General features: G+C 69.2%; 4 protein-coding genes and 1 pseudogene. All 5 read left to right on the top strand.

Features of this window, described 5'->3' with window-relative positions; genetic code table 11:
* Nucleotides 1-294, top strand: a pseudogene (locus tag AC1DU6_RS24290) (RNB domain-containing ribonuclease); the annotation flags it as partial.
* A 1-nt stretch (nt 295) separates the two neighbouring features.
* Entirely contained in the window at nt 296-1,150 is an 855-nt protein-coding gene (locus tag AC1DU6_RS24285; RefSeq protein WP_457326062.1) for an energy transducer TonB, read from the top strand.
* A complete protein-coding gene (gene aroE, locus AC1DU6_RS24280) occupies nt 1,147-1,974 on the top strand; it encodes a shikimate dehydrogenase (protein ID WP_477860195.1) in 828 nt (275 codons plus the stop codon). The genes AC1DU6_RS24285 and aroE overlap by 4 nt, the downstream gene beginning before the upstream one ends.
* Nucleotides 1,974-2,687 (top strand): monofunctional biosynthetic peptidoglycan transglycosylase, encoded by a 714-nt coding sequence (gene mtgA, locus AC1DU6_RS24275; RefSeq protein ID WP_056203666.1) that lies wholly within the window; start codon nt 1,974-1,976, stop codon nt 2,685-2,687. Before aroE ends, mtgA begins: the two co-directional genes overlap by 1 nt.
* 75 nt (nt 2,688-2,762) lie before the next feature.
* On the top strand, nt 2,763-3,350 hold the full coding sequence (locus tag AC1DU6_RS24270; RefSeq protein ID WP_056203566.1) for a hypothetical protein: 588 nt from the start codon (nt 2,763-2,765) through the stop codon (nt 3,348-3,350).
* The last annotated feature ends 59 nt before the right edge of the window (nt 3,351-3,409 follow it).

The following is a 3,409-nucleotide window of genomic DNA, read 5'->3' as shown; positions in this document are numbered from 1 at the left end:
GTCATGAAGGACGGCCTGGTGCGCGCCGACGACCTGCCGCTGGTGTTCAAGGCGCTGGGCTGCGACTCGCTGCCGCGCGGCAGCCATGTGAAGGTGCGCATCACCGGGCTGGACGAGATGACGCTGGACGTGCATGCGACGCTGGTCGAGCGGCTGGATGAGTCGCCTGCCGCTGAAGAACCGGAAGGCGATGAGGACGAGCTCGAGGCCGCCGCGGCACCGCTGACACTGGCCATCGACCTGAATGATGGTTCCGGCGAGGCAGAACCCGCCGAAGCGGCCTCGCAAAGCTGAGATGCGCAAACCGAGCACGCTGCAGATCGCGCTCGCGTTTTCGCTTGGCGTGCACATCGCGCTGATGTTCATGCGCATCGCCGCGCCCGAGGCCTTCAACCGCATCTTCCAGGACACGCCGCTGGAGGTGGTGCTCGTCAACACACGCTCCAACGAGGCGCCCGTCAAGGCCCAGGCCCTGGCCCAGGCCAACCTGGCTGGCGGCGGCAACATGGAAACCGGCCGCGCGACTTCGCCACTGCCACCGGCGCGGCAAAGCGAAGTGGGTGATGCGGCCGAGGCGCAAAGCTCGCAGATCGCCCAGTTGCAGCAGCAGCAACAGCAGTTGCTGACCCAGGTGAGGCGCGAGCTGGCCCTGCTGCCCCCGCCTGACCCGCGCCGCGAAAAGACCGACGCTGCCGAGCGCGCCCTGGCCGAGAAACGCCGACAGCTCGTGGACCTGCTCGCCGAGATCGAGAAGCGCGTCAACGACGAGAGCGCCCGGCCGCGCAAGCGCTACGTCAGCCCGGCCACGCGTGAGGTGGTCTACGCCCAGTACTACGACGGCCTGCGCCGCCGCATCGAGGAGCGCGGCACGCGCGACTTCCCCGAGGCGCGCGGCAAGAAGCTTTATGGCGAGCTGACCATGAACATCCACATCGACCACAAGGGCCGCGTCATCGAGACCGAGATCGTCGCCTCCAGCGGCAACCCGACGCTGGACAAGCGCGCCGTCGCCATCGTGCAGGCGGCCTCGCCCTTCGGCAATTTCAGCAAGGAGATGCTGCGCGGGGCTGAGGTGCTGGTCATCACATCGCGCTTCAAGTTCACGCGTGACGAAAGCCTGGAAACGACTTTGCAGGGGCAGCCGCAATGACTGATCGATATGCCGTTGTCGGTCATCCGGTCGAGCACAGCCGCTCGCCGGCCATCCACGCGATGTTTGCGGAGCAGACGGGGCAGCAGCTCGTCTATGAGCGGCTGCTTGCGCCGCTGGATGGCTTCGAGGCCACGCTGCGCGYGTTCGCGGCCGCTGGCGCCAAGGGCTGCAACATCACCGTACCCTTCAAGTTCGATGCCTTTGCGCTGGCCACCGAACATACGGAACGCGCCGCGCTGGCCTGCGCCGTCAACTCGCTGCGCTTCGACGAAGGGGGCTGGGTGGGCGACAACACCGACGGCGTCGGTCTCGTCAACGACATCCAGCGCAACGCCCGCCGGCCGCTGGAAGGCCTGCAGGTGCTGCTGGTGGGCGCCGGTGGCGCGGCGGCGGGCGTGCTGGGCAGCCTGATCGCGGCCAGGCCGGCGCGCATCACCATCGCCAACCGCTCAGTGGGCAATGCCCAGGCCTTGGTGGCCAGCCATGCCGACCTGGGCGTCCCCCTTGCCGCGGTCACCTTGGCGGAGGCCCCCGCTGCGCAAGACATCGTCGTCAACGCCACCAGCACCAGCCTCGCCGGCGCGGCCTCGCCGGTCGATGCCCGCGTGCTGGCCCGCGGCGCGCTGGCGCTGGACATGATGTACGGCCCCAAGGCGCAAGGTTTTCTGGACTGGGCCGCCGCCCACGGCGCCGAGCCGCGCGACGGTCTGGGCATGCTTGTCGAGCAGGCGGCCGAGGCCTTCTTCTTCTGGCGCGGCGTGCGGCCAGACACGGCGCCGGTGCTGAAAGCGCTGAGATCCGAGCTGAGGGCCGCTCTGTGATCCGCCACATCGGCCGACTCGTCGCTGTGCTGGCCCTGGCCGTCATTTGCCTGCAACTCTGGTTTGCCGGCCGGATCGCGCTGATGAACGTCCTCGCACCGCAGTCCACCAGCTTCCAGCGCAGCGAGGCCGTGCGCCTGTTGAAGGAAAAACAGCAGGTCGCCTGGAGCCAGCAGTGGGTGAACGACGCCCAACTGGCCACCACGCTCAAGCGCGCCGTCATAGCCAGCGAGGACGACGGCTTCGCCCAGCACGGCGGCGTGGACTGGGAGGCCCTCAAGGGCGCCTGGAAGAAGAACGAGAAGGCACAGGCCCGCGTGGAAGCTCGCGGCAAGGGTGTGGCCAAGGTCATCGGCGGCTCGACGATCACCCAGCAGCTGGCCAAGAACCTGTTCCTTTCCGGGGAGCGCACGCTGTTGCGCAAGGGCCAGGAGCTGATCCTCACGTTGATGCTGGAAGGCCTGCTGAGCAAGCAGCGCATCCTGGAGATCTACCTGAACAGTGTCGAATGGGGGGAAGGCCTGTTCGGTGCCCAGGCCGCGGCGCGGCATTACTTCCGCACGGATGCGTCACGCCTGGGCGCCTTCGAGGCCGCGCGGCTGGCGGTGATGCTGCCGGCGCCCAAGCGCTTCGAGCGCCAGCCGGGCTCGGCCTATGTCATGGGCCGGGCCGGCCTCATCGTCGGCCGCATGAACAGCGCCCAAACGCCATGACCACCCCCACGCTCGCTTCGCTCACTGCCCCCCGAGGGGGCGCGTCAGTGCTTCGGACGGCCGCGCGCCACTGACATGAGCGACTTCACCGAAGAAATCGCCGCTGCCGCCGCCCGCCTCATCGTCGACGAGGGCATGGACTGGGGCCCGGCCAAGCAGCGCGCCGCCCGCGACCTGGGCGCGCCGCGCGCCGCCTTGCCTGGCAACGACGAGGTCGAGGACGCCGTGCGCGAGCACATCGCCATCTTCCATGCCGACACTCAGCCGGCCGAGTTGCGGGCCCTGCGCGAGCTGGCCGCGCAGTGGATGGCGCGCCTGGCCGAGTTCCGCCCGCACCTGACTGGCGCCGTCTGGCGCGGCACGGCGACACGGCTGTCCAATGTTCACCTGCAGCTGTATTGCGACGACAGCAAGGCGGCCGAGATCGCCTTGCTGGATCGCGGCATCAACTTCGACGTGGCCGAAACGACAGCCGGCCGTGGCCGGCAGGTCGACATGCTCATCCTGGATGCACCTTGCGCCGCCCTCGGCGAGCGGGTGACGCTGTGCCTGACCATCCTGGACTTCGACGACCTGCGCGGCGCCCTCAAGCCCGACGCGCGCGGCATGACCGAGCGCGGCGACCTGGCCGCGCTGCAAAACCTCCTGGAGGCCGCCGAATGACGCCCATCAACCGCCGCCTGATCCTGGCCGGCGCCGGCGTCGGGGCCGCAGCCCTGGGC

The organism is Roseateles sp. P5_B10 (assembly GCF_056400485.1).
Note: the sequence above shows the minus strand (reverse complement) of the source record. Positions and strands in the feature narration are given on the sequence as shown.

Coding starts and splice junctions, on each gene's coding strand:
- AC1DU6_RS24270 (WP_056203566.1), top strand. CDS start 2,763: ATGAGCGACTTCACCGAAGAAATCGCCGCTGCCGCCGCCCGCCTCATC.
- AC1DU6_RS24285 (WP_457326062.1), top strand. CDS start 296: ATGCGCAAACCGAGCACGCTGCAGATCGCGCTCGCGTTTTCGCTTGGC.